This window comes from Lyngbya sp. PCC 8106 (genome assembly GCF_000169095.1).
GTDB lineage: Bacteria > Cyanobacteriota > Cyanobacteriia > Cyanobacteriales > Microcoleaceae > Capilliphycus.
Genome location: NZ_AAVU01000055.1, coordinates 1 through 21,180, shown reverse-complemented (window position 1 = coordinate 21,180; position 21,180 = coordinate 1). Strand labels below are relative to the sequence as shown.

The following is a 21,180-nucleotide window of genomic DNA, read 5'->3' as shown; positions in this document are numbered from 1 at the left end:
AATGCACCCGACCAACAAAGGAGAGTGCATTGGGGTTCCAGCTATGAACAGATAACACTTAGAGCCATTCACCTCAACATACATCTAAGTGATCAGAGCTTATGCAAAATCTCCCTCTCTCCCGATTTCCCTATCTTCCGACAACCCCACCCGTAGAGACTCCAAAACTCCACAATAGAAACAGTAGAATAATTACGGAAAAGCATCTTAACAAAATATTGCTATGAAACTGAAACGATTAGGACACGTCGCAATCTGTGTTAAGGATATAGACAAAGCGGCTCAATTCTATAAAAATTTAGGAATGAAGTTGGTTTGGAAAGATGCAGACTGGGCTTACCTAAAAGCTGGAGAAGATGGGTTAGCCCTTCTCAGTCCCAGTTACGAGCAAGCAGGCGCCCATTTCGGATTTGTGTTTAACGATCGCCCAGAAATGGAAACCGCCTACAAACAACTCCAAACCCAAGGTGTAGAAGTCAGTCCCATTCACGAACACCGAGATGGTAGTGCATCCTTCTATGCCCGAGATCTCGATAACAACACCTTTGAGTACCTGTACGAACCCTCGACCACTTCTGACTGAAAATTCTCAACACGGAACTCCCGACTGTGCCTGAAAGGGTTTGAAAACAATAAATAAAAGACCACCATTCAAAACACGACCCGAAACTATGTTAGAAAAAATACGCCTGGGAAGACGTCGGCAAACCCCCTTTTCGGCTTGGGAACAAGTTGATTACTTTCTCTTTCTCCTGTCTATTGGTCTGACCGTTTTAGGCGGAATTATGATCCGCAGTGTCGAACTCAATCAAGGCTTAACAGACTGGTGGCAACATTGGCTAATGGGCGGTATTGGTCTGGTGAGTGCCATTTTTATTGCTCGATGCCGTTATGAACGTTTATTAGAATGGAAATGGGTCATTTATATCGCCACGATTATCGCTTTAATTGCTGTACAAATTATCGGGACAACCGCTTTAGGGGCGCAACGGTGGATTAATATTGGTGGCTTTCACGTCCAACCGTCAGAATTTGCCAAAGTTGGGATTATTATTACTCTGGCTGCCTTATTACACGAACGTACAACCCCGACTCTCCTCGATGTCATTAAAATATTAGTGATTGCGGCTATACCGTGGGGATTAGTTTTTATCGAACCCAACTTAGGGACTTCTCTCGTTTTCGGAGCGATTACACTGGGAATGCTGTATTGGGGAAATGTTCATCCCGGTTGGTTGATTTTATTAGTCGCTCCCCTCGGTTCTGTGATTTTATTCACTGTTTATCAAGAAGCGGGGATCATTTGGGCGGTATTAATGGGGTTTGTCGGCTGGTGGAGTTTACCTGTCCGTTGGTTAACTGGCCCGTTGGCACTGTTGGTAAATTTAGGCGCGGGTAAACTGGGAAATTTCTTTTGGGGTTTACTCCAAGATTATCAAAAACAACGTCTAACCGGATTTCTCAACCCCGAACAAGATCCGCTCGGTGCCGGTTATCATTTAATTCAATCTCGGATCGCCATTGGTTCCGGACAACTCCACGGACGCGGACTCTATCAAGGCACACAAACTCAGTTAAACTTTATCCCCGAACAACACACTGACTTTATTTTTTCAGCTATTGGTGAAGAATTAGGGTTTATTGGGTGTCTGTGCGTGTTGGCGGCGTTTTGGATTTTGTGTTGGCGTATAGTGATGATCGCTTTAACAGCAAAAGATACCTTTGGTTCCCTGATTGCCATTGGGGTTTTATGTATGATTGTGTTTCAGGTTTTTGTTAATATTGGCATGAATATCGGGTTAGCCCCAGTTACAGGTATTCCTCTGCCCCTGCTAAGTTATGGTCGTTCGGCGCTATTGAGTAATTTTCTGGCGATAGGACTGGTACAGTCGGTTGCTAACCATCGACAACGAATTAAATTTTAAAAGAGTCAGAAGTCGGGAGTCAGAAGTCAGAAGTTCAGAATCGCCTATTGCCTATTGCAAGATTGCCTATTGCCTGTTCCCTGTTCCCTGTTCCCTGTTCCCTGTTCCCTGTTCCCTGTTCCCTGTTCCCTGTTCCCTCTCTTGCAAACTTTGCTCTCGCCGGAAACCGCCGGGCCGCAAGTTTGCGCTGTTCCCTGTTCCCTGTTCACGATATGCGAATTCTTCAAATTATTCCTTCAATAGCGCTGGTCTATGGTGGCCCGAGTCAGATGGTGCGAGGATTGTCGGCGGCGTTGGCGACACAAGGGGTATCAGTCACTATTTTAACGACTGATTCTAACGGAGACACAGGCCAACCGCCCTTAGATGTGCCACTCAATCAACCAGTGTCTGAAGACGGTTACACCGTGCGTTATTTTCGCTGTTCGCCGTTCCGACGTTATAAATTTTCCCTCTCTCTTTTAAACTGGTTGTGGCACCACGCCCACGAGTTTGATGTGGCTCATATTCATGCTTTGTTTTCTCCCGTTTGTAGTGGGGCGGCGACAGTGGCGAGAATGCGTCAATTGCCTTATATTTTGCGTCCTTTAGGCACACTTGATCCGGCGGATTTGCAGAAAAAAAAGCAATTGAAACAAATTTATGCAACCCTACTAGAACGGGGTAATATTGCGGGGGCATCGGCTCTACATTTTACCAGTGAACCGGAAGCAAAAATTTCTGAACGTTTTGGGGTTTCTACCCGAGATTTGGTGATTCCGTTGGGAGTGAATCCTCCTGTTTATGCGGTGGAAAAGACAGAACCCAACAATCAGCCCGTAATTTTGTTTATGTCGCGGATTGAACCCAAAAAAGGGTTAAACTTACTTATTCCGGCGTTAGAAGGCGTATTAGCCGCAGGACATCAGTTTCAATTTGTGTTAGCGGGATCAAATCCTCAAGATCCCGCCTATGAAACTCAAATTCAAACCCAGATTAAACAATCTCCTCTCGCGGAATACACGACGATTACAGGTTTTGTCACCGGGGAACAGAAAGCGAGATTATTACAAACGGCTGATTTGTTTGTTTTACCGTCCTACTATGAAAATTTTGGGATTGCTGTCGCTGAAGCCATGGTTGCGGGAATACCTGTGATGATTTCCGATGGGGTGCAGATTTGGGAACAGATAAAACTTGCAGAAGCAGGTTGGGTGAGTACAGGGGGTGTAGATGAAATCACGGCCTTGATCGCATCAGCTTTGCAGAATCGACAGGAACGAGAACGACGGGGGAAAAATGCGAAACAGTTCGCTTTACAGCATTATAGTTGGGACGCGATCGCAACCACGACCATTCAAGCCTATATGCAGATTTTAGATCAAAAGAAAGTTGATTGAGTGAGGAGAGGGTGTTTGTTAACTTTGGTTGGCGACTTCAACCGCGTCATACTCCTCAATTTTGAGATCCAAAATTTGAGAAGCCGTTTCGACTGGAATATCCATAATATTCCATAGACGTACTAAAAAGCTTTTTTCTTTGGGGGATAACTCACCATCGACTAATACTAAGTCAACGGCGACTGTAAATGCTGTTTCTTGCAGTTGGTGCGGTAAAGACTCCCTGGCGATCGCCACTAACTGATCAATTCCTCGGATAGAGAGGAGGTTAAACAACTTTTCAAGTAGTTCTGCCAAGCGTTGTTCTGAGTACCCTTGAAACAGATCAACTTGGAACAAGACTTCGACGATGCGATGACGTTCTTCGTTGGACAGATAGCCATCCGCCGCGATCGCCGCGACTGCAATCGCCGCAAATGCTTCGGCAGCAGAGAGTGATATTCGACGAGCTGTATCCTGAACACCAAACATTTTTTCTAATAAATTCATGTTTTGAGAATTCCTCTCTAAGGTGATCGGTATTGTTGACCTGTTATATGCTAGCTATGATCTTTACAACCGTGCAACTGACTTCAGACAGAAGGAACAGGGACACTTCCAAAAAAGCGATCAGAACATCAATACAAAACTCGACTTTGGGAATTGCCAAAGCCACGACTACACCTACTATTGTTTACTATCCCCGACTTGATCTGAGCGGATTAATTCTGAAAATCTTTACATTTTGTCCCTATTCCCCATTCCTCAATTGACTATCGACCGTTAGGCATTCCGGGAAGGGTTAAACCTTCAGCCGCTGCACGATACTGTTCGACACTTTCACTAAAATCAATCGGAAGAACGGCAACCACGTTTTCATGGGGACGAGGAATAATCACCCAGGTTTCCAATGCACCCCCGTACACCTTTTCTACTGCCGCAATTCCGGCATCCATAGCCGTCTTAACTTCGGAGACATCCCCCCGAATCATAACTGTAAAACGCGCACTTCCGGCTCGAATATAACCCACTAGCGTAACTCGACCCGCTTTCACCATCGCATCGGAAGCGGCTAGAATTCCCGGAAATCCTTTAGTTTCGAGTGCGCCAACGGCTTGTTGTGACATGGAATTTCTCCTGAATAAATGCAAACTTAATGGGATTGAACTAAACTGATTGTCAAAAGATTGGCGACTCTCTCGGTCAAATTCAAACTTATGTGAAGCTCACGCATCGCTAATCTGTGAAAGAGTATTAAACTCGGAAGGGTTCACTTTCTTCGCTATAAGCAATCGGAAGAACTGCTTCCAAGTTTTCGGGAGGATTGGGAATGGTGTAGTGAGTAATAATAGTACAACCAAAGGTATTCTCTGCCGCTCTAATTGCTGCTTCCATTGCGGGTCTAACTTCAGAAGTTCCTCCCCGAATAGCAACCATGAACTGACCCCGTTCAGCTAACCCATAGTAAACTAAGGTCACTCGTCCGGCTTTCACCATCGCATCCGCCGCAGCTAGCACACCAGGGAAGCCAAGGACTTGAATAACGCCAACCGCTTGTGGCATTGAATCGGTCTCCTAAACAATGATTGAAATCGCCAAGTGTTTATTGTACCACCGAAACCGTCTTTTACAGTGACCTGTGTAGAGGCAATTCGTTAATTTCCCATACCCGTTGTTTCTGTGAACAGTTAAGATTAGGCAAAAATCGCTCAGTTTTAAGGAATTAGATTGTATGGCGACGCGACGTATTGCAGAAATACTCAGAAGTGGTCAACCGGATGAAGCGCTAACGGTTCAAGGTTGGGTACGAACCAAGCGAGAGTTCAAAGAATTTGCTTTTGTCGAAGTTAATGATGGTTCTGCGATGGCGAACCTACAAGTAGTTCTTAATCTTGATTTAGAGAACTATCAAAATATTCTCAAACAGCTAAATACAGGCGCGTCTGTGGAGGTTGTCGGAACGTTGGTGGAGTCTCCAGCCAAAGGACAACGAGTGGAACTTAAAGCTGAGTCTGTGATTGTTTACGGTGATGCTGACCCCGAAACTTATGTTTTGCAGAAAAAGCGTCACTCTTTTGAATTCTTACGCACTATTGCTCATTTACGAGCGCGTACTAATACTTATGGTGCCGTTTTTCGGGTGAGAAATGCTTGTTCTGCGGCGGTTCATCAATTCTTTCAAGAACGGGGTTTTTTATGGATTCATACTCCGATTATTACCGCGAGTGATTGTGAAGGTGCAGGAGAAATGTTTGGGGTGACAAATTTAGACTTCAAAAATTTACCGTTAACTGAATCAAAGGAAGTAGATTTTAGTCGAGATTTCTTTGGAAAACCGACTTTTTTAACCGTTAGTGGTCAGTTACAAGCAGAAATAATGGCGTTGGCGTTTGGCAATGTTTACACATTTGGGCCGACGTTTCGCGCTGAAAATTCTAATACTTCTCGCCATTTAGCTGAGTTTTGGATGATTGAACCGGAAATGGCATTTTGTGATTTAGAAGGCAATATGGACTTGGCTGAAGATTTCTTGAAATACATTTTTAAGTTTGTCTTAGAAAAATGCCCGGAAGATATGGAGTTTTTCAATAAGCGGATTGATAAAACGGTCTTAGAGACGGCTGACAATATTATCAATAATCAGTTTGAACGTCTAACCTATACAGATGCCATCAAACTGTTAGAAAAAGCCGATAAAAAGTTTGAATTTCCGGTGAGTTGGGGATTGGATTTGCAGTCAGAGCATGAACGCTATCTCGCCGAAGACTTGTTTAAAAAACCTGTGATTGTTACCGATTATCCTAAAGATATCAAAGCGTTTTATATGCGGTTGGGGGATGACGGAAAAACCGTTAGGGCGATGGATGTATTAGCTCCAAAAATTGGGGAAATTATTGGCGGTTCTCAACGGGAAGAACGCTTAGATGTTCTTGAAAATCGCATGAAAGAAATGGATGTCAATTCTGAAGAACTTTGGTGGTATTTGGAGTTGAGAAAATATGGAACTGTTCCTCATGCGGGATTTGGTTTAGGCTTTGAACGAGTGGTTCAATTTATGACGGGAATGGCTAATATTCGAGATGTAATTCCTTTCCCTAGAGCGCCATTAAGTATTGATTTTTAAACGATTTTTTCGTCGTTAAACCATCCTCAAAACAGTGCGGGCATCTTGCCCGCTTAATAATGAAAGTTAATGAAAAATTGACTTGACTTTTTGCAGTCTGAATTAAATAATTATGTCCAAGATGAAATGGATAAAATTTACCAAAAGTAATCCCAATTGTCATGATAATTTTCCTAAAAAAGATGAATTTTAAATTAATGTTTAGACTGTTGTTTATACAAGTGCTGAAAATAAACTAATCCAGAAATTGACATCCCTAAAAAGACAATATATAATCCACTGGTTAAATATAATCCTCGGGAAGCATACAAAGGAATATAAATCAGATCAACGGCAATCCACAAATACCAACTTTCTACATAACGTTCCATTAAATAGAGTTGAGCAATTGCACTCCCGACTGTGGTAATAGCATCCCAAAAAGGAGCAGCTCCTTTCACCGCAATTAAAAGGGTTTGTAATCCCCATACGCACGGAATAAAACTAATTATACTTAATTTTAGTTGAGACTTTGGTAGATGACTAACAGATTTTTCTGTATTATTTTTACCCCCTTTTAACCAGATCAAAATCCCCTTAATACTGGTAAAAAAATAAAAAACTTGTATCGCAGTTTCAGCATAAAGTTCAACTTGATAAAATACAACCGCATAGGCGACAACTCCCACTAACCCCACCCACCATCCTAAAAGATTATTTCTGGCGAGTAAGCCCACACTCCAGGCTGAAGTCACAACCGCAAATACTTCTAAAAAACTGAGTTTTATCGTAAAAATTGATTGCCAAGGTATTAGCACAATTAAAAAGCTGACTATCACAGCGAGGACTAAAATTATCCTATTTTTATTCATTTTATTTCCAAAATTATAAGATTAAATTAAAGTTTAAGACTGATTTCACTATCCAAATCGCTTGCGGCTATTCTTACTGATTAAACCCCCACTTGAAATGATTATAGTATGAACTAAAAAAATATTCTCCACAAAGCAAAATTATTGTACAATAATAAAGACTGATTTTCAAGCTCAATCATTGTCATTACTGATCCTTAATAATGGTTTCTGAATTCAACTTTTTTAAAAACTGGTATCCCCTCTCCCCCGTCGAAGATCTCAATCCCCAACAACCAACCCCAGTTACGCTATTAGGAATAAATCTCGTCATTTGGAAGCCCAAATCTAGTCAAACTTATCAAGTCTTTCTCGATGAATGTCCCCATCGTTTAGCCCCATTGAGCGAGGGTAGAGTGGATGAAAATACCGGAAATTTAATGTGTAGTTATCACGGTTGGGAATTTGATCAAAACGGAATTTGTACGTCAATTCCCCAGGCGGAAAAACCGGAGATTGTTAGCAAAAATAAAGAGAATTTTTGTGCAACTCAATTCCCAACTCAAGAAGCAAATGATCTGCTTTGGGTTTGGGCTGATCCCAATTCTAGCGAACAAGCTGCAAAGACTCCGTTACCGTTATCGCCTCAAATTGATGCAAGTCAAGGTTTTGTTTGGTCGTCTTTTGTGCGAGACTTAGAGTATGATTGGCAAACGTTAGTTGAAAATGTTGCTGATCCCAGTCATGTTCCTTTTGCTCATCATGGAGTTCAAGGAAATCGGAAAAAAGGAAGTCCTATTCATTTAAAAATTATTGAGTCTAATCTGAATTTAATTGAAGCCAAGTATCAAGGATTTTTTAATACAAAGATTACCTTTGAACCGCCTTGTCGTTTAGAATATGCAATTGAATTTGGAAGCGATGGAAAACAAGTGGGTTTGGTTACTTATTGTCTTCCCGTGTCTCCCGGAAAATCAAGAATTGTCGCCCAATTTACCCGAAACTTTTCCCAAAGATTGAATAAAATTATTCCCCGTTGGTGGGAACACGTTAAAACTCGGAATTTAGTTTTAGATGGAGATATGATATTTTTACATCAACAGGAACGTTTACTCCAACAAAAGCAGAAGACAGAGAGTTGGAAAACCGCTTATAAACTTCCCACGGAAGCGGATCGTTTAGTGATCGAATTTCGGAAATGGTTCGAGCAATATAGTGGGGGAAAATTACCTTGGAAGTTAGCAACTTCTCAGACGGAAGTCTTACCCCTGAATAAAACTCGACCAGAAATTCTAGATCGCTACCAACAACATACTCAACATTGTAGCAGTTGCCGGGGAGCCTTAAAAGCGATTAAACGCTGGCAAATGGGCTTACTCATTTATTTTATTATCGCAATTTCTACTGCTGCTATTTTACCCGATTTTTGGCGTTTAAGAGCGGGCTTACCATTCGTATTAACCGCCTTAGTTGGCTTAGGAATTTACGCTTGGCTGAAGTATAGATTAGAACCCAAGTTTTACTTTGTTGACTATGTTCATGCCGACAAAAAGTAATTCTAACTCTCAAAAATTTTAGCCTCAACTCAGGAGATAAAATCTGCTAAAAACTTGGTATTGCTAACTTTGAAGTTCATCCAAAAACTTGAGAAAAATCCCGCTAGAGAGGATCAACTCAAATCGGGTATCAGAGAACGAGAAAATATTCAACCCCGCAGTTCCATCTAAAATCAATATTTTCCCTGGTTTTTAGGCTTGTAAGTCTAAAAAATTCTCTCTATCATTAAATTAAGAGCTATCAGCCTCTGTGATCCCTATTCCCAGGCTTTACATGGATATTCAACTTATCAATATCGGTTTTGGCAATATAGTTTCAGCCAACCGAGTGATTGCCATTGTTAGTCCTGAATCTGCTCCGATCAAGCGTATCATTACAGATGCACGGGATCGAGGACAATTAATTGATGCTACCTATGGCCGTCGAACTCGGGCGGTGATTATTACTGATTCTAGTCATATTATCCTTTCTGCTATCCAGCCGGAAACAGTTGCTCATCGATTTGTCGTCAATAGAGAAGATTCTAGTGTGTAAAATTGATCGCGTGATTAAGCTGAGGTATAAATTGATGATTTTGTTTGAGTAGCATCGTGTAATAATATCAAAATCTTTTCAAGGTTCATCTGTTGAACCCAAGTCACATTTAGCAAAAATACAGAAAATGATATGGTTTCTCAAGGTAAATTAATTGTAATTACTGGACCGAGTGGCGTAGGCAAGGGGACTCTAGTCCGCCAACTTTTGCAACGGCATCGTGAACTTCGTTTATCTGTTTCTATTACCACTCGTTCCCCCCGTCCGGGTGAAGTTGAGGGCAAAGATTACTATTTTGTTGATCACCAGCGGTTTGAACAAATGGTGGAAAATGGAGAGTTACTCGAATGGGCAGAATTTGCTGGAAATTATTATGGGACTCCTCTACTTCCAGTTAAACAACGCATTGAAGCCGGAGAGTCGATTTTATTAGAAATTGAGTTGGTGGGGGCTAGACAAATTCGAGAACGGTTTCCCCAAGCTCAACAAGTGTTTATTCGACCCCCTTCAATGTTAGAATTAGAACGTCGGCTTAGAAGTCGCGGTCAAGACTCAGAAGAAGCGATCGCTCGTCGTTTAAAACGATCTATCGAAGAAATTAATGCCGCTAATGAATTTGATTTTCAACTGGTCAATGATGACTTAGACGATGCAATTAAACAGCTTGAAAATGTTTTGTTTGCAGTCGTTTAAAGAGAGGGCAGAAGTTGATGGGCTTAGACAAAACTCTACCCTATATGCCCATCATCTAGAGCATTTTGATTGAAGTTGAGACAGGAGTGCCAGCATCTTGCTGGCTAGAAAATATTTTCGGTTAACAGGTTTTATACCACTCCTGTCCAGTCGGCAGAAAGTAAAAATCTAATCATTAAAAACAGGAGTAATATTCCCATCAATTTCTAGCTGTCCAGCATTTACACCGGGTAGGAAAGCAATTAAATCTTCATTGGCAACAATACCAACACCTGCCCCTAAATCTCCGAACGTAAAATCAACAAATCGAATTTCACTATTACTACTATTAATATTAATTCGATCTTCTGTTGGTGAAAAATCAGTGATCAAAGCAAAATCTGTATTCCCGCCCCCGAGATAATAAGATTGAGAGTCATCTCCGATCACAAAAACATCAACCTCTGTTCCCCCACTCAATGTATCTATTTCTCCCTGTCCAGGGTTGACTGTAGTAATATCAACTCCAATCAATAAATCTTCACCTTTATCCCCAGAAACAATATCATTACCTTGGCCTCCAAATATATTATCATTGTCTTGACCCCCAAAAAGACTATCATCTCCGGCACCTGCGGCTAATAAATCATTGCCTAAATTGCCAAAAATTTGATTAATACCTTGTTGATCATTAATAAAATCGTTATCTCGGCCACCAAATAAAATATCATTTCCTTCATTTCCAGCAACAACATCTCGGCCTTGATTTCCAATAACAGTATCATCTCCGAGATTAGCATTAATCGTATCTTGTCCTTCTAACCCAAAAATAAAATCATTTTCAACGGTACCAGCAAGATCATCGTTTCCTGGAGTTCCTAAAATTTCTGCCATACTTATATTTTGGACGTGAGTAAGTTTAAACTAACTAAAAATTTCTGGATCAATGAGTTGATTGCCCTCAGCGATCGCAATCACTTTAGAGAGATAATAATACCTCCTAATCTAACCCGGAGGCATTATACCACTTTGGGAATTAGTTACAAAACTTTTGAGGAATTGCTCTTTCACGAAGTTCTTGTAATTCTTCAGTAGGATTTTCAACCGAAAAAGCTTCAACCAAAGCATCAGACCAGTGTTGATTTTCTGCTAAATAATTAAAACGGGCAAGGGCGATCATTTCTTCAGAAGCATTTTGTTGTTTGAGTTCACGGTTGAGTTGTTCTAACGCCTGACTCACTTGTTGACGCTTTTCCCCATTCATCACCGTAAACGTCACCTGCTTTGCTGGAAAAGGGAAGTTATCGGAAACCGTCTCATACAACATCAAATTATAAGTCTGACCGGGTTTTAGGGGAACTCCAGTATACTGAATCTGTTGATCACCTTGATCGAGATCTTGACTCCAGATCAACTCATCTTCATTCTGACGATAAAGTTCAACTCGCGCTAATTGCCCTTGCCAAACAAACGTGGGACGATCATTCCACACTTCAATTCCAGTAGTTTTATCTAAAGGCGTGAGGGGACAAAGTGGCCCGCCTCGTGATCCCCCATCTCCCGACTCAGGGGGTTGATTATTAAAAAAGGAGTCTCTCCAAGAAGTATCCGCATAACGCGATCCGCCATCACTCGACTCAGGAGGTAAGTTATTTTGAGACAACAACAGCCTCTCCTTTTCCAAGGCTTGTACAGGGCTAACCCTTGCAGTCATCGGGATCAGAACTTCCCCACTCAGAAACAGAGTGAGGGTAACTGTCGATAGCATCCCATAAAATTTAACCATAAGATTTCCTCTCCACAAAAGCAATAATAAGATACGTCCAAAAAGTTAAAGTTGGTAAAAACCAAGGCAATAATATCCCTCCCGTGATATAAAGTTGCAAACTGACCCCGCCATACATTCCGGTAGCAGCGCCGATCAAAATCATTCGTTTCCACTGTTGGCGAGAAATTTGCCCAAACATCAAAACCGTCCCCTTTCCCAACACAGCAGCGATCGCCACCATCCACAAATCAGGTATCGGAGTTACCAATCGCTGATTCAACCAATGATGTACCATGTAGGCATGAGCTTCACCCCCTGGAAAAATCGGACGTAAATCAGGTGGAGTTTGTTGATATCGCCAATAAGCAAGAGCGCTCGGTACGGGATAATTATCCTCCCCCTCCGTCTCCACACCCGCTTCACCGTATCCACCGGGGGCGATCAAAATGACATATTTATCTAAGTCAATCAGTGACTCAATCTGGGAGGGTTGTTCGAGGAGTTGCCAAGCCGGAATAGTTTGATAAACTTGTTCGGGAGGAATCGAAAAATCAATAATCGGGTGTAACCACCATTGACGCAATAAATAAGCCCAATTGGTTAAGGGGTGTAATACCGCCTTCGGGGAAAAAACCTTTCCATAGTCTTTTGTGGTGGTTTCGAGTAAATAAGCCCTCACCTGAGATAATAATTGGCTCGAAGCGTCAAGTTGGGGTTTGGGTATAGTCGTCGCACTTGGTGTAGATTCATTGGGTGTAGATTCATAATGAACCCAATATCCCAAGGCGAGTAGATAAGACAAAGGTAAACGCTGTTGGGAATTCTCCTCGGGTAAAGGAACCAGACTCATATAGTGGGGAGGATAACCCAAAACCCGCAGATCGCCGTTAAAACTCCAGTTGGGATCGGCAATTTCCGGTAAAACTTCAAACCAACCGCCTATAGAACGGCTTTTCGTAGCAAATATATACCAAGTTCCTCGCTTTTCTACAGCTTCGCGAACGGAATTGGCTAAAATGGGGTCATTTTCGGGTTGATGGCGATCAAGCAAATAATCCACACCGACAACCGGAGAATCTAACAGGGCGAGTTGGTCGATAATTTGGGCTAAATAACTACGATTCATAGGCCGAGGAGCGGAGATTCTGGCCCGTTTAATCGATTCTTCGTCAATGGAAACCATCAACACCGGGGGCGAATCATTGGGAGTCTGAAGGCTAATTTGACGATAAACCGACTGTACCCACAAGCGCCCGTCGAGTAAAAATCCCTGCACAGACAATTGCCAACTTAATCCACACAATACCCCAACGGCGATCGCTTCTGTTTTGGTGGGCAACCAGCGTTTGAGTTTTTGTTTCCAACCATAGGGTTTGAGATGAAAAACAGGGGCGTCTGGATGACGAAACAAAGAGGGAACTAAATAAGCACTCGGGTAGGTTAACTGTTTTTCGAGTTTGAGAAACTGACAAGCCGCTAGCATCGCATCGTGAGCATCTTTGTATTCTGCAAGACTGCGGAGAAATTGCAATAAAAATTCTTGAGCAACACAATTATGAACAGGTTCTCTCATCACAGCAACTTGGCTTAAGCCCAAATTAATCAGGGAATTTGCTAGACTTAAACCCATACAGGAGTTAAATAAAGCAAATTGTAGTCCCCGTTGCATCGCCAAAGTTAATGGTTTTTCAATCTCACTTAGAGATAGAGAAATATTGGGTGCGATCGCTAGTTCTCCGCCTGTTAAAGTGGTTTCGTTGCTATGACCTGCAAAAAATAATACATCCCACCCTTTAGGATCAGTAATCGCTTTGGCGATTTGAGTTTTCAATTCTGTAGAACTTTGTCCGGGTTGCCAACCGACAAACTCAATGTCAGCAATGTCAGAGAGGGATTCTACCGCTTGTTTATCGGCTTTAAAATCTAATCCGGTATCATCTCCCAAAATTGCTAAAACTCGGGCTTTTCGTTGACGAGACGAGGGCTGAATGCTTTTAGATCGAATGTTAGCTGGAGTGCGAACAACGCGAATTTTTCCTGGTGCGGCGAATTCGGTACCAATTTCCCAAGCTTCCCATGGGAGGCGGGATAAGTCCAGGGGAGTGACACACAGACACAGTTCGACTCGCCAATGATCAGAAGCGGCTTTGGCAATAGTTGCTCGGATCTCAAACAAGTCTTGGTGTCGTAACCAGCGATGAAATTCTGAGAGGAGTTTGGCTTCTGCCTCAACCAGTTTAGCGTGCCAATCAACTGAAAGGGAAAGTTGACCTGTTCCTTCGACTCGTCCTCGCAACGCTTTTTTGTAGAAGTTTAAATAAGTTTGTTGCCAGTCTTGATAAAATCGAGTCAGCGTTTTTGGATAGGGAATTTTGATTTCTAAGTGTTGTCCTTGACCCCAAGATAATTCAAAGAGACAGATTTGTTCAACAAGTTGAATTTTTAAATTAAATGAGGAAATAGTTTGATTCATCTTGATGGAGGATGTGCAGACAAACAACTTTAGACCGCGATCTTTCGGGTTCACTGTCGGGATAACTAATGAATTATCCGTATAGACATCGGATGTCACCTCTGATCTCGATATCCAATATCCAATTCCCGACTTCTCTGTGACAATTTTAGCTAACTTCGGTTTCCATGACTTGAAATAGTTCCTGAACACGCTGATACAATTTTACGCCCTGATCGCAGATGTTGAATCGTTGATAAACTGAAAGGATATGAGGTAAGTAGTTTTCTTTGTACTGGGAATTTTGAATTTTTTCAAAGAGTTCCAAAGCTCTAAGATGATACCATAAAGCCTGAGAAATATCAGCTTTTTTGTAGCAAGCGATTCCGATGTAGTTCATCAGTTTGGCTTGTTCTTCCAGTTGGTGATGTTGTTGATAGATTTTGATGGCGTTTTTGTAAAAGTCAATCGCCGTTTTATACTCTTTGATGCTAAAGTAAACAATCCCGATTTGCCCAAGATTTTTGGCGATTTCAGAATAAATTTTGACCGATTTTGCAGAATATTTTTGTTCATCTTGAGCCTGATTTTGCTTGGCTGAACAGAGCTTTTGGCGAATATTGAGAGCTTGATTGAGAAAGGCTAAGGCTTGTCTGGGTCGATCTAGATGATATTCTGCTAATCCTAGATTATGCAGGGCTGCTGCTTCATGGACACTATTTTTTAAGTTGTCTTCTTGAATGGTATCATCAAGATATTGAAAAATGAGTAAGGCTTTTCGGCAGCATTGTAGAGTTTGCTCAAACATACCCAGGTGATTATAGATTTCTCCTAAATAGTTTAAGGTCATCCCGATGCCTTTGAGATGGGAAAGTTTGAGAAAGTTTTCTAGGGCTTGAGCCGAATATCGTAGAGCTTGAGAATATTGCTTGGTTGCACAATAAACCCGAGCAATATCATTATAAACGGTTGCCACTCTTAGAGAGTTGGAGTTTGCATCAGCGAGTTTGATAATTTGTTTGAGACAGTTAATTGACCAAGTATAATGTTTGAGAGAATAGTGAATAAGTCCAATTTGATGTAAAGCCTCAACGTGATACTCTAAACTTTCTGTTTCTTGAGCAATGGCTAGCACTTGTTGAAAGGTGTTGAGTGCAGGTAAAAGTTGTTCTTGATTTAACTGTTGAAGTCCAGTTTTACGGAGAACTTTTAACCGAGATTGTAGAGAGGAGGTAGATTTCATAGTCATTTCCAAGAAAGTAGCAACGTAGACGAGAGAATCAAAAAATTTTAGAGTCTGTACAACCGCTTATCGATCTGCCAGAATCACAGAATTGAGGTTAGGAAGTGAATTGTCAGCTTTTGTGTGTATTTCCACGGTGGCGGAAGCAGTCGCCGTCACAAAAGCAATTAACGCACTGAGGATTAACTTTTCAACTCGGGTAGCTTGCGGTTGCATGGTTTCAAGACAATTCTGCAATTGGGTTATCTACAGTGATATATGTCTCAAAACAGGAAGCTTATGCACTAACGGGGGCGAGAAAACGCGATCAGCTAGATAGAGTCAGCATTACAGCGAATTGACTTTTGAGTTCCTGACAGTTTAGGTATAACTGTATAACACCTGTAAGTGATCGGACAAAATTAAAGTCCAATCTAATCAACGCTAGTTCTTTCTAGTCGTTGTTCATTTGAGATGAAATTGAAGTTAAATTCAAGGATTGGGAACCGTAAAAGAAGCCCAATCCTTTGAGTTTTGCTATTAACTAATGAGATTTTTTAGTTGCTCAGAATGACTAGATCAGGCAATCGAACACAATTGATCCTGATCAATCCTTTTCCAATACCCGTCTTTTTGCCTGTGATCAAACAAATATTCCGGGTTTATCGAGTCACATTCTGTATTAACTAGATCTCCTCGAATCAAATTTAGTTTACAAAAAATTTACATACTTTTAACTAGATCTTTACACAAGTACCTATCTATTTAGACTCAATATAGATTACTTTGTAATAGAAGAAGTTATAGCCGTGTTTTTACAGATTACAACTCACCTCGGTTTTAGGAGATTTTTATGGCAATTCTTGGTTTTACAGGACAAGCAAAACAAATTGACATTGATGATTTTTGGTTAAATGATGCCACGGGCGGCTCTGCCTATAAATATTCAAGCTGGTGGGCACCTGGTGCCAATAGCTTACAGTTTTTTAATGAAGCTCAAGATATCATCCTCTCACAAGACATCGAAATCAGCAATCCCCAAGATTGGGACGATCTCAATAATTTAGGAACGATTGCAGCCGGTACTGTTGTTGACAGTCATTTCATTTATATGAAAAATAACACAGGCAGCCGGCAAACATTTACGGCTACCTTCACTTTTGACAATCCGATTATTGGCTTCATGGCGGATGATGAGTTGTTTGGTAATGCAAGCTCGGAGCAAACTCTCAATAGTAATGACGAATTGGTTGGCTATCGGGCTAGAGTAATACAAGCGGGGAATACCCTAGAAGGGCCAAACACTGGACTTCCTGAAGATACTGTCAAAATCTCGGGAGCCAATAACAATATCTTAGAAGTTACATTTACCAGTCAATCGGCCGTTGATCCTCTGTTTCTGATTACACTAGATTCCGGAACGGTACCCCAGAAGAACCCGTTAACCAAGCACCTACAGCTACAAACGATACAGACAGCACCGACGAAGATACAGCTATCAATATTAACGTCCTGACTAACGATAGCGACCCAGACGGTGATAGTCTCAACGTCAGTATGGTTGATGGTACGAACACCAAAGGTCAAGTTAGCATCAACAACAACGGTACAATCAGCTACGATCCTAACGGTCAATTTGACAATCTCGAAGCCGATGAAACCGCAACAGATAGTTTCAGCTACACGATTAATGATGGTCAAGGGGGAACCGACACAGCTACCGTTAACCTGACTATCAATGGAGTCAGTGCAACCACCCAACCGAACGATAGTAGCGATAGCGGTGATAACACCATAGGATACAACATCATTGATGACTACGATAATTCCAACACAGGTAAACAGATAAATAGCCTGGAAGGAACTAACAATGGAGATGTATTTGTTCTGGGCAATGGTAGCACAGCTTTCTACAACCAATCAAATTGGGATGATCGCGCTGAAATTAGCGGGTTTAATGCTCTAGAAGATCAGATTCAACTGCATGGAAGTCCCAGTGATTATCAGCTAATACAAAGGAACGGAGATACCCGCATTTTCTTGACTGAGGGAACCAAAGAGATGATTGGAATTATCTCTGGCTATTCCGAACCCGTATCCTTAACCGACGACATCTTTAGCTATGTTTCTGGAACTGATTCCGGAACCGATACCCCAGAAGAACCCGTTAACCAAGCACCTACAGCTACAAACGATACAGACAGCACCGACAACGCCGCAAACAACCGAATTGAGGGCGGTAATGGTAACGATGAATTGACAGGTAAAGGTGGCGGGGATACTTTTGTTTACCAACAACCCGCAGACGGTACTGACATGATTACAGACTTTGATGCTTCAGAAGGCGATCGCTTTGAAATCTCTGCATCTGGCTTTGGCGGTGGCTTAACGGTTGGAACCCTCGCTTCAGAGCAGTTTGTTCTAGGAACGGTAGCGATGGAAAGTGATGATCGCTTCTTGTATGATACCGCTAGTGGCAATTTGTTCTTTGATGTCGATGGTATCGGTTCTCAGACTTCTACATTGTTAGCGACTCTTGATGGAAACCCCACTCTCAGCGCTAATGAATTCTCTATTGTTGCCTAACTGAGAATCTGATTTTAATCCAAAAATAAGTCGGGAGTGATAGCTAATTCCCGACTTTCTTTGATCTTTAGATCTTTAATCAATTAACCTGTTAACACCGTTGCAATACCACCACTGAACGTTCAGTAACAGGCACAGGTTTATCTTCTGTATAAAAAACCCAATCGTTGATAAAATACGGCTCTTTCGTATCAATCACCACCCGCCATTTGCGATCGCGTAAACCTGCGGGCAAATCAAACTCAATCATCTCATAGTGAGCATTAAAAAAGAGCATAAAACTCTCATCCATCACTGGCTCACCTTTATAGCCAACTTCGGGAATTTCTTCACCATTAAAAAAACAGCGATCGCTCTCGCAAACCCCATACTCCACTGTTCTTCTGTCATTTGACACCATCTGAATTGTACCAACCAATATCACTGACGGCTGATCCATGAATGGCCTGTCCTTGGAACCAACGGCGACGACGAAACACCGGATGACGACGACGGAAATGAATCAATTGACGGGTAAAATCTAATAAATCTGCATTACTATTTTGCAAATTCCAATCTAGCCAAGATAATTCATTATCCTGACAATAAGCATTATTATTTCCCTCTTGAGTGCGTCCCAATTCATCACCACTGACTAATCTGCAATTGGGTTATCTACAGTGACATATGTCTCAAAACAGGAAGCTTATGCACTAACGGGGGCGAGAAAACGCGATCAGCTAGATAGAGTCAGCATTACAGCGAATTGACTTTTGAGTTCCTGACAGTTTAGGTATAACTGTATAACACCTGTAAGTGATCGGACAAAATTAAAGTCCAATCTAATCAACGCTAGTTCTTTCTAGTCGTTGTTCATTTGAGATGAAATTGAAGTTAAATTCAAGGATTGGGAACCGTAAAAGAAGCCCAATCCTTTGAGTTTTGCTATTAACTAATGAGATTTTTTAGTTGCTCAGAATGACTAGATCAGGCAATCGAACACAATTGATCCTGATCAATCCTTTTCCAATACCCGTCTTTTTGCCTGTGATCAAACAAATATTCCGGGTTTATCGAGTCACATTCTGTATTAACTAGATCTCCTAAAATAAAATTTAGTTTGCAAAAAGTTTACATACTTTTCACTCAATCTTTACACAAGTACCTGTCTATTTAGACTCAATATAGATTAGCTTGTAATAGAAGAAGTTATAGCCGTGTTTTTACAGATTACAACTCACCTCGGTTTTAGGAGATTTTTATGGCAATTCTTAGTTTTACAGGACAAGCGAAAGAAATTGATATTAATGATTTTTGGTTAAATGATGCCACGGGTAGCTCTGCCTACAAATATTCAAGCTGGTGGGCACCTGGTGCCAATAGCTTACAGTTTTTTAATGAAGCTCAAGATGTCACCCTCTCAAAAGACATCAAAATCAACGATCCCCAAGATTGGGAGGATCTCAATAATTTAGGAACGATTGCAGCCGGTACTGTTGTTGACAGTCATTTCATTTATATGAAAAATGACACAGGCAGCCGGCAAACATTTACGGCTACCTTCACTTTTGACAATCCGATTATTGGCTTCATGGCGGATGATAAGTTGTTTGGTAATGCAAGCTCGAAGCAAACTCTCAATAATAATGACGAATTGGTTGGCTATCGGGCTAGAGTATTAAAAGATGGGAATACCCTAGAAGGACCAAGCAGTGGACTTCCTGAAGATACTGTCAAAATCTCGGGAGCCAATAACAATATCTTAGAAGTTACATTTACCAGTCAATCGGCCGTTGATCCTCTGCGGGTGATTACACTAGATTCTGGAACGGTAACAAACCCGAACCCAGTTAACCAAGCACCTACAGCTACAAACGATACAGGTAGCACCGACGAAGATACAGCTATCAATATTAACGTCCTGACTAACGATAGCGACTCAGACGGTGATAGTCTCAACGTCAGTATGGTTGATGGTACGAACACCAAAGGTAAAGTTAGCATCAACAACAACGGTACAATCAGCTATAACCCCAACGGTCAATTCGACAATCTCGAAGCCGGTGAAACCGCAACAGATAGTTTCAGCTACACGATTAATGATGGAAAAGGGGGAACCGACACAGCTACCGTTAACCTGACTATCAACGGAGTTAGTGCAACTACCCAACCGAACGATAGTAGCGATAACGGAACTGACAACAACAATAACAACACAGGGTATAACATCATCAGTGATTTTGATCCCAACACAGCCTTTGCGGGGATGAAAGAAATAGATGATCTCGAAGGAACTAACGGGCCAGATCAATTTATTCTGGGCAATGGTAGCACAGCTTTCTACAACCAATCAAATTGGGATGATCGCGCTGAAATTAGCGGGTTTAATGATGCAGAAGATCAGATTCAACTGCATGGAAGTCCCAGTGATTATCAGCTAATACAAAGGAACGGAGATACCCGCATTTTCTTGACTGAGGGAACCAAAGATATGATTGGAATTATCTCTGGCTATTCCGAACCCGTATCCTTAACCGACGACATTTTTAGCTATGTTTCTGGAACTGATTCCGGAACCGATACCCCAGAAGAACCCGTTAACCAAGCACCTACAGCTACAAACGATACAGACAGCACCGACGAAGATACAGCTATCAATATTAACGTCCTGACTAACGATAGCGACCCAGACGGTGATAGTCTCAACGTCAGTATGGTTGATGGTACGAACACCAAAGGTCAAGTTAGCATCAACAACAACGGTACAATCAGCTACGATCCTAACGGTCAATTCGACAATCTCGAAGCCGATGAAACCGCAACAGATAGTTTCAGCTACACGATTAATGATGGAAAAGGGGGAACCGACACAGCTACCGTTAACCTGACTATCAACGGAGTTAGTGCAACTACCCAACCGAACGATAGTAGCGATAGCGGAACTGACAACAACAATGACAACACAGGGTATAACATCATTATTGAAGTTGATCCCAACACTGCTTTACCAGGGATAGGTGAAAAAGATAATCTCGAAGGAACTAACGGGCCAGATTTATTCGTTCTAGGGGATGCAACAACAGCCTACTATATGGATGGTGACACCAGCAAAAATGGCTGGGGTGATAATGGTAAAGTTGTAGGATTCAATTCTCAGACGGAGATCAAATTCA

At 41.7% G+C, this 21,180-nt stretch carries 22 protein-coding genes; 10 read left to right on the top strand and 12 right to left on the bottom strand.

The genetic code is table 11. The features are described 5' to 3' along the window. Positions 1–223 precede the first annotated feature (223 nt). The 3 genes from L8106_RS25770 to hpsP all read left to right on the top strand — a co-directional run bounded on the left by L8106_RS25770 (position 224) and on the right by hpsP (position 3,304). A complete protein-coding gene (locus L8106_RS25770; protein WP_009787465.1) occupies positions 224–583 on the top strand; it encodes a VOC family protein in 360 nt (119 codons plus the stop codon). Positions 584–671: 88 nt separating this feature from the next. Then, positions 672–1,925 (top strand): rod shape-determining protein RodA, encoded by a 1,254-nt coding sequence (rodA, locus tag L8106_RS25765; RefSeq protein WP_009787464.1) that lies wholly within the window; start codon positions 672–674, stop codon positions 1,923–1,925. Between the two features lie 212 nt (positions 1,926–2,137). Then, complete coding sequence (hpsP, locus tag L8106_RS25760; RefSeq protein ID WP_009787463.1) at positions 2,138–3,304, top strand: hormogonium polysaccharide biosynthesis glycosyltransferase HpsP; 1,167 nt, start codon at positions 2,138–2,140, stop codon at positions 3,302–3,304. A gap of 18 nt (positions 3,305–3,322) precedes the next feature. Here the strand turns inward: hpsP and L8106_RS25755 are convergent, their stop codons facing one another. From L8106_RS25755 to L8106_RS25745, 3 genes are all read right to left on the bottom strand, one after another. Next, on the bottom strand, positions 3,323–3,793 hold the full coding sequence (locus tag L8106_RS25755) for a tellurite resistance TerB family protein (RefSeq protein WP_009787462.1): 471 nt from the start codon (positions 3,791–3,793) through the stop codon (positions 3,323–3,325). 263 nt (positions 3,794–4,056) lie between these two features. Continuing rightward, the gene (locus tag L8106_RS25750; RefSeq protein WP_009787461.1) at positions 4,057–4,410 is read right to left on the bottom strand and encodes a carbon dioxide-concentrating mechanism protein CcmK; all 354 of its coding nucleotides are present in this window, start codon (positions 4,408–4,410) and stop codon (positions 4,057–4,059) included. Between the two features lie 127 nt (positions 4,411–4,537). Beyond that, entirely contained in the window at positions 4,538–4,846 is a 309-nt protein-coding gene (locus L8106_RS25745) for a carbon dioxide-concentrating mechanism protein CcmK (RefSeq protein WP_009787460.1), read from the bottom strand. A 169-nt stretch (positions 4,847–5,015) separates the two neighbouring features. Between L8106_RS25745 and asnS the strand changes: the two genes are divergently transcribed. Further along, a complete protein-coding gene (gene asnS / locus L8106_RS25740; protein WP_009787459.1) occupies positions 5,016–6,407 on the top strand; it encodes an asparagine--tRNA ligase in 1,392 nt (463 codons plus the stop codon). Here asnS and L8106_RS34655 read toward each other — a convergent pair. Both L8106_RS34655 and pnuC read right to left on the bottom strand, forming a co-directional pair. Then, positions 6,379–6,570: an adenylyltransferase/cytidyltransferase family protein gene (locus L8106_RS34655; protein ID WP_071941449.1), complete on the bottom strand. Its 192-nt coding sequence runs from the start codon at positions 6,568–6,570 to the stop codon at positions 6,379–6,381. The two genes, asnS and L8106_RS34655, sit on opposite strands and share 29 nt — an antisense overlap. Before the next feature lie 31 nt (positions 6,571–6,601). Further along, a complete protein-coding gene (pnuC, locus tag L8106_RS25735) occupies positions 6,602–7,258 on the bottom strand; it encodes a nicotinamide riboside transporter PnuC (protein ID WP_009787458.1) in 657 nt (218 codons plus the stop codon). A gap of 203 nt (positions 7,259–7,461) precedes the next feature. Between pnuC and L8106_RS25730 the strand changes: the two genes are divergently transcribed. The 3 genes from L8106_RS25730 to gmk all read left to right on the top strand — a co-directional run bounded on the left by L8106_RS25730 (position 7,462) and on the right by gmk (position 10,021). Further along, positions 7,462–8,793 carry a Rieske 2Fe-2S domain-containing protein gene (locus tag L8106_RS25730; RefSeq protein WP_009787457.1) on the top strand — a complete coding sequence of 444 codons (1,332 nt, stop codon included), beginning with the start codon at positions 7,462–7,464 and terminating at the stop codon, positions 8,791–8,793. 274 nt (positions 8,794–9,067) lie between these two features. Beyond that, on the top strand, positions 9,068–9,328 hold the full coding sequence (remA, locus tag L8106_RS25725; protein ID WP_009787456.1) for an extracellular matrix/biofilm regulator RemA: 261 nt from the start codon (positions 9,068–9,070) through the stop codon (positions 9,326–9,328). A 132-nt stretch (positions 9,329–9,460) separates the two neighbouring features. Continuing rightward, a complete protein-coding gene (gene gmk / locus L8106_RS25720) occupies positions 9,461–10,021 on the top strand; it encodes a guanylate kinase (protein WP_009787455.1) in 561 nt (186 codons plus the stop codon). 168 nt (positions 10,022–10,189) lie between these two features. On the opposite strand, the gene L8106_RS25715 is transcribed toward gmk, so the two are convergent. From L8106_RS25715 to L8106_RS32635, 5 genes are all read right to left on the bottom strand, one after another. After that, positions 10,190–10,894 (bottom strand): calcium-binding protein, encoded by a 705-nt coding sequence (locus L8106_RS25715; RefSeq protein ID WP_009787454.1) that lies wholly within the window; start codon positions 10,892–10,894, stop codon positions 10,190–10,192. A gap of 142 nt (positions 10,895–11,036) precedes the next feature. Then, positions 11,037–11,786: a hypothetical protein gene (locus tag L8106_RS25710; RefSeq protein WP_009787453.1), complete on the bottom strand. Its 750-nt coding sequence runs from the start codon at positions 11,784–11,786 to the stop codon at positions 11,037–11,039. Then, positions 11,779–14,241: a CHASE2 domain-containing protein gene (locus L8106_RS25705; RefSeq protein WP_009787452.1), complete on the bottom strand. Its 2,463-nt coding sequence runs from the start codon at positions 14,239–14,241 to the stop codon at positions 11,779–11,781. The genes L8106_RS25710 and L8106_RS25705 overlap by 8 nt, the downstream gene beginning before the upstream one ends. Before the next feature lie 148 nt (positions 14,242–14,389). Beyond that, positions 14,390–15,463: a tetratricopeptide repeat protein gene (locus tag L8106_RS25700; RefSeq protein WP_009787451.1), complete on the bottom strand. Its 1,074-nt coding sequence runs from the start codon at positions 15,461–15,463 to the stop codon at positions 14,390–14,392. 66 nt (positions 15,464–15,529) lie between these two features. Continuing rightward, entirely contained in the window at positions 15,530–15,679 is a 150-nt protein-coding gene (locus L8106_RS32635; protein WP_009787450.1) for a hypothetical protein, read from the bottom strand. Between the two features lie 616 nt (positions 15,680–16,295). Here L8106_RS32635 and L8106_RS25695 point away from each other — a divergent pair. Together L8106_RS25695 and L8106_RS30030 are read left to right on the top strand one after the other, a co-directional pair. After that, the gene (locus L8106_RS25695) at positions 16,296–16,958 is read left to right on the top strand and encodes a hypothetical protein (protein WP_009787449.1); all 663 of its coding nucleotides are present in this window, start codon (positions 16,296–16,298) and stop codon (positions 16,956–16,958) included. Further along, on the top strand, positions 16,940–18,028 hold the full coding sequence (locus L8106_RS30030; RefSeq protein ID WP_375339272.1) for an Ig-like domain-containing protein: 1,089 nt from the start codon (positions 16,940–16,942) through the stop codon (positions 18,026–18,028). The genes L8106_RS25695 and L8106_RS30030 overlap by 19 nt, the downstream gene beginning before the upstream one ends. A gap of 91 nt (positions 18,029–18,119) precedes the next feature. Here L8106_RS30030 and L8106_RS33250 read toward each other — a convergent pair whose 3' ends face one another. Together L8106_RS33250 and L8106_RS33245 are read right to left on the bottom strand one after the other, a co-directional pair. After that, positions 18,120–18,428, bottom strand: coding sequence for a hypothetical protein (locus tag L8106_RS33250; RefSeq protein ID WP_198013000.1), 309 nt, complete (start codon positions 18,426–18,428; stop codon positions 18,120–18,122). Beyond that, a complete protein-coding gene (locus L8106_RS33245; protein ID WP_009787446.1) occupies positions 18,415–18,648 on the bottom strand; it encodes a glycogen debranching protein in 234 nt (77 codons plus the stop codon). The genes L8106_RS33250 and L8106_RS33245 overlap by 14 nt, the downstream gene beginning before the upstream one ends. Positions 18,649–19,268: 620 nt before the next feature. Here L8106_RS33245 and L8106_RS25675 point away from each other — a divergent pair. Further along, positions 19,269–21,180: Ig-like domain-containing protein (locus L8106_RS25675; protein WP_009787445.1), on the top strand; the 1,912-nt coding region annotated here is incomplete at its 3' end.

Bases quoted from the DNA above. Each gene is read 5' to 3' on its own strand.
- L8106_RS25770 (WP_009787465.1), top strand. From the start codon at position 224: ATGAAACTGAAACGATTAGGACACGTCGCAATCTGTGTTAAGGATATA.
- rodA (WP_009787464.1), top strand. From the start codon at position 672: ATGTTAGAAAAAATACGCCTGGGAAGACGTCGGCAAACCCCCTTTTCG.
- hpsP (WP_009787463.1), top strand. From the start codon at position 2,138: ATGCGAATTCTTCAAATTATTCCTTCAATAGCGCTGGTCTATGGTGGC.
- L8106_RS25755 (WP_009787462.1), bottom strand. From the start codon at position 3,793: ATGAATTTATTAGAAAAAATGTTTGGTGTTCAGGATACAGCTCGTCGA.
- L8106_RS25750 (WP_009787461.1), bottom strand. From the start codon at position 4,410: ATGTCACAACAAGCCGTTGGCGCACTCGAAACTAAAGGATTTCCGGGA.
- L8106_RS25745 (WP_009787460.1), bottom strand. From the start codon at position 4,846: ATGCCACAAGCGGTTGGCGTTATTCAAGTCCTTGGCTTCCCTGGTGTG.
- asnS (WP_009787459.1), top strand. From the start codon at position 5,016: ATGGCGACGCGACGTATTGCAGAAATACTCAGAAGTGGTCAACCGGAT.
- L8106_RS34655 (WP_071941449.1), bottom strand. From the start codon at position 6,570: ATGACAATTGGGATTACTTTTGGTAAATTTTATCCATTTCATCTTGGA.
- pnuC (WP_009787458.1), bottom strand. From the start codon at position 7,258: ATGAATAAAAATAGGATAATTTTAGTCCTCGCTGTGATAGTCAGCTTT.
- L8106_RS25730 (WP_009787457.1), top strand. From the start codon at position 7,462: ATGGTTTCTGAATTCAACTTTTTTAAAAACTGGTATCCCCTCTCCCCC.
- remA (WP_009787456.1), top strand. From the start codon at position 9,068: ATGGATATTCAACTTATCAATATCGGTTTTGGCAATATAGTTTCAGCC.
- gmk (WP_009787455.1), top strand. From the start codon at position 9,461: ATGGTTTCTCAAGGTAAATTAATTGTAATTACTGGACCGAGTGGCGTA.
- L8106_RS25715 (WP_009787454.1), bottom strand. From the start codon at position 10,894: ATGGCAGAAATTTTAGGAACTCCAGGAAACGATGATCTTGCTGGTACC.
- L8106_RS25710 (WP_009787453.1), bottom strand. From the start codon at position 11,786: ATGGTTAAATTTTATGGGATGCTATCGACAGTTACCCTCACTCTGTTT.
- L8106_RS25705 (WP_009787452.1), bottom strand. From the start codon at position 14,241: ATGAATCAAACTATTTCCTCATTTAATTTAAAAATTCAACTTGTTGAA.
- L8106_RS25700 (WP_009787451.1), bottom strand. From the start codon at position 15,463: ATGAAATCTACCTCCTCTCTACAATCTCGGTTAAAAGTTCTCCGTAAA.
- L8106_RS32635 (WP_009787450.1), bottom strand. From the start codon at position 15,679: ATGCAACCGCAAGCTACCCGAGTTGAAAAGTTAATCCTCAGTGCGTTA.
- L8106_RS25695 (WP_009787449.1), top strand. From the start codon at position 16,296: ATGGCAATTCTTGGTTTTACAGGACAAGCAAAACAAATTGACATTGAT.
- L8106_RS33250 (WP_198013000.1), bottom strand. From the start codon at position 18,428: ATGGTGTCAAATGACAGAAGAACAGTGGAGTATGGGGTTTGCGAGAGC.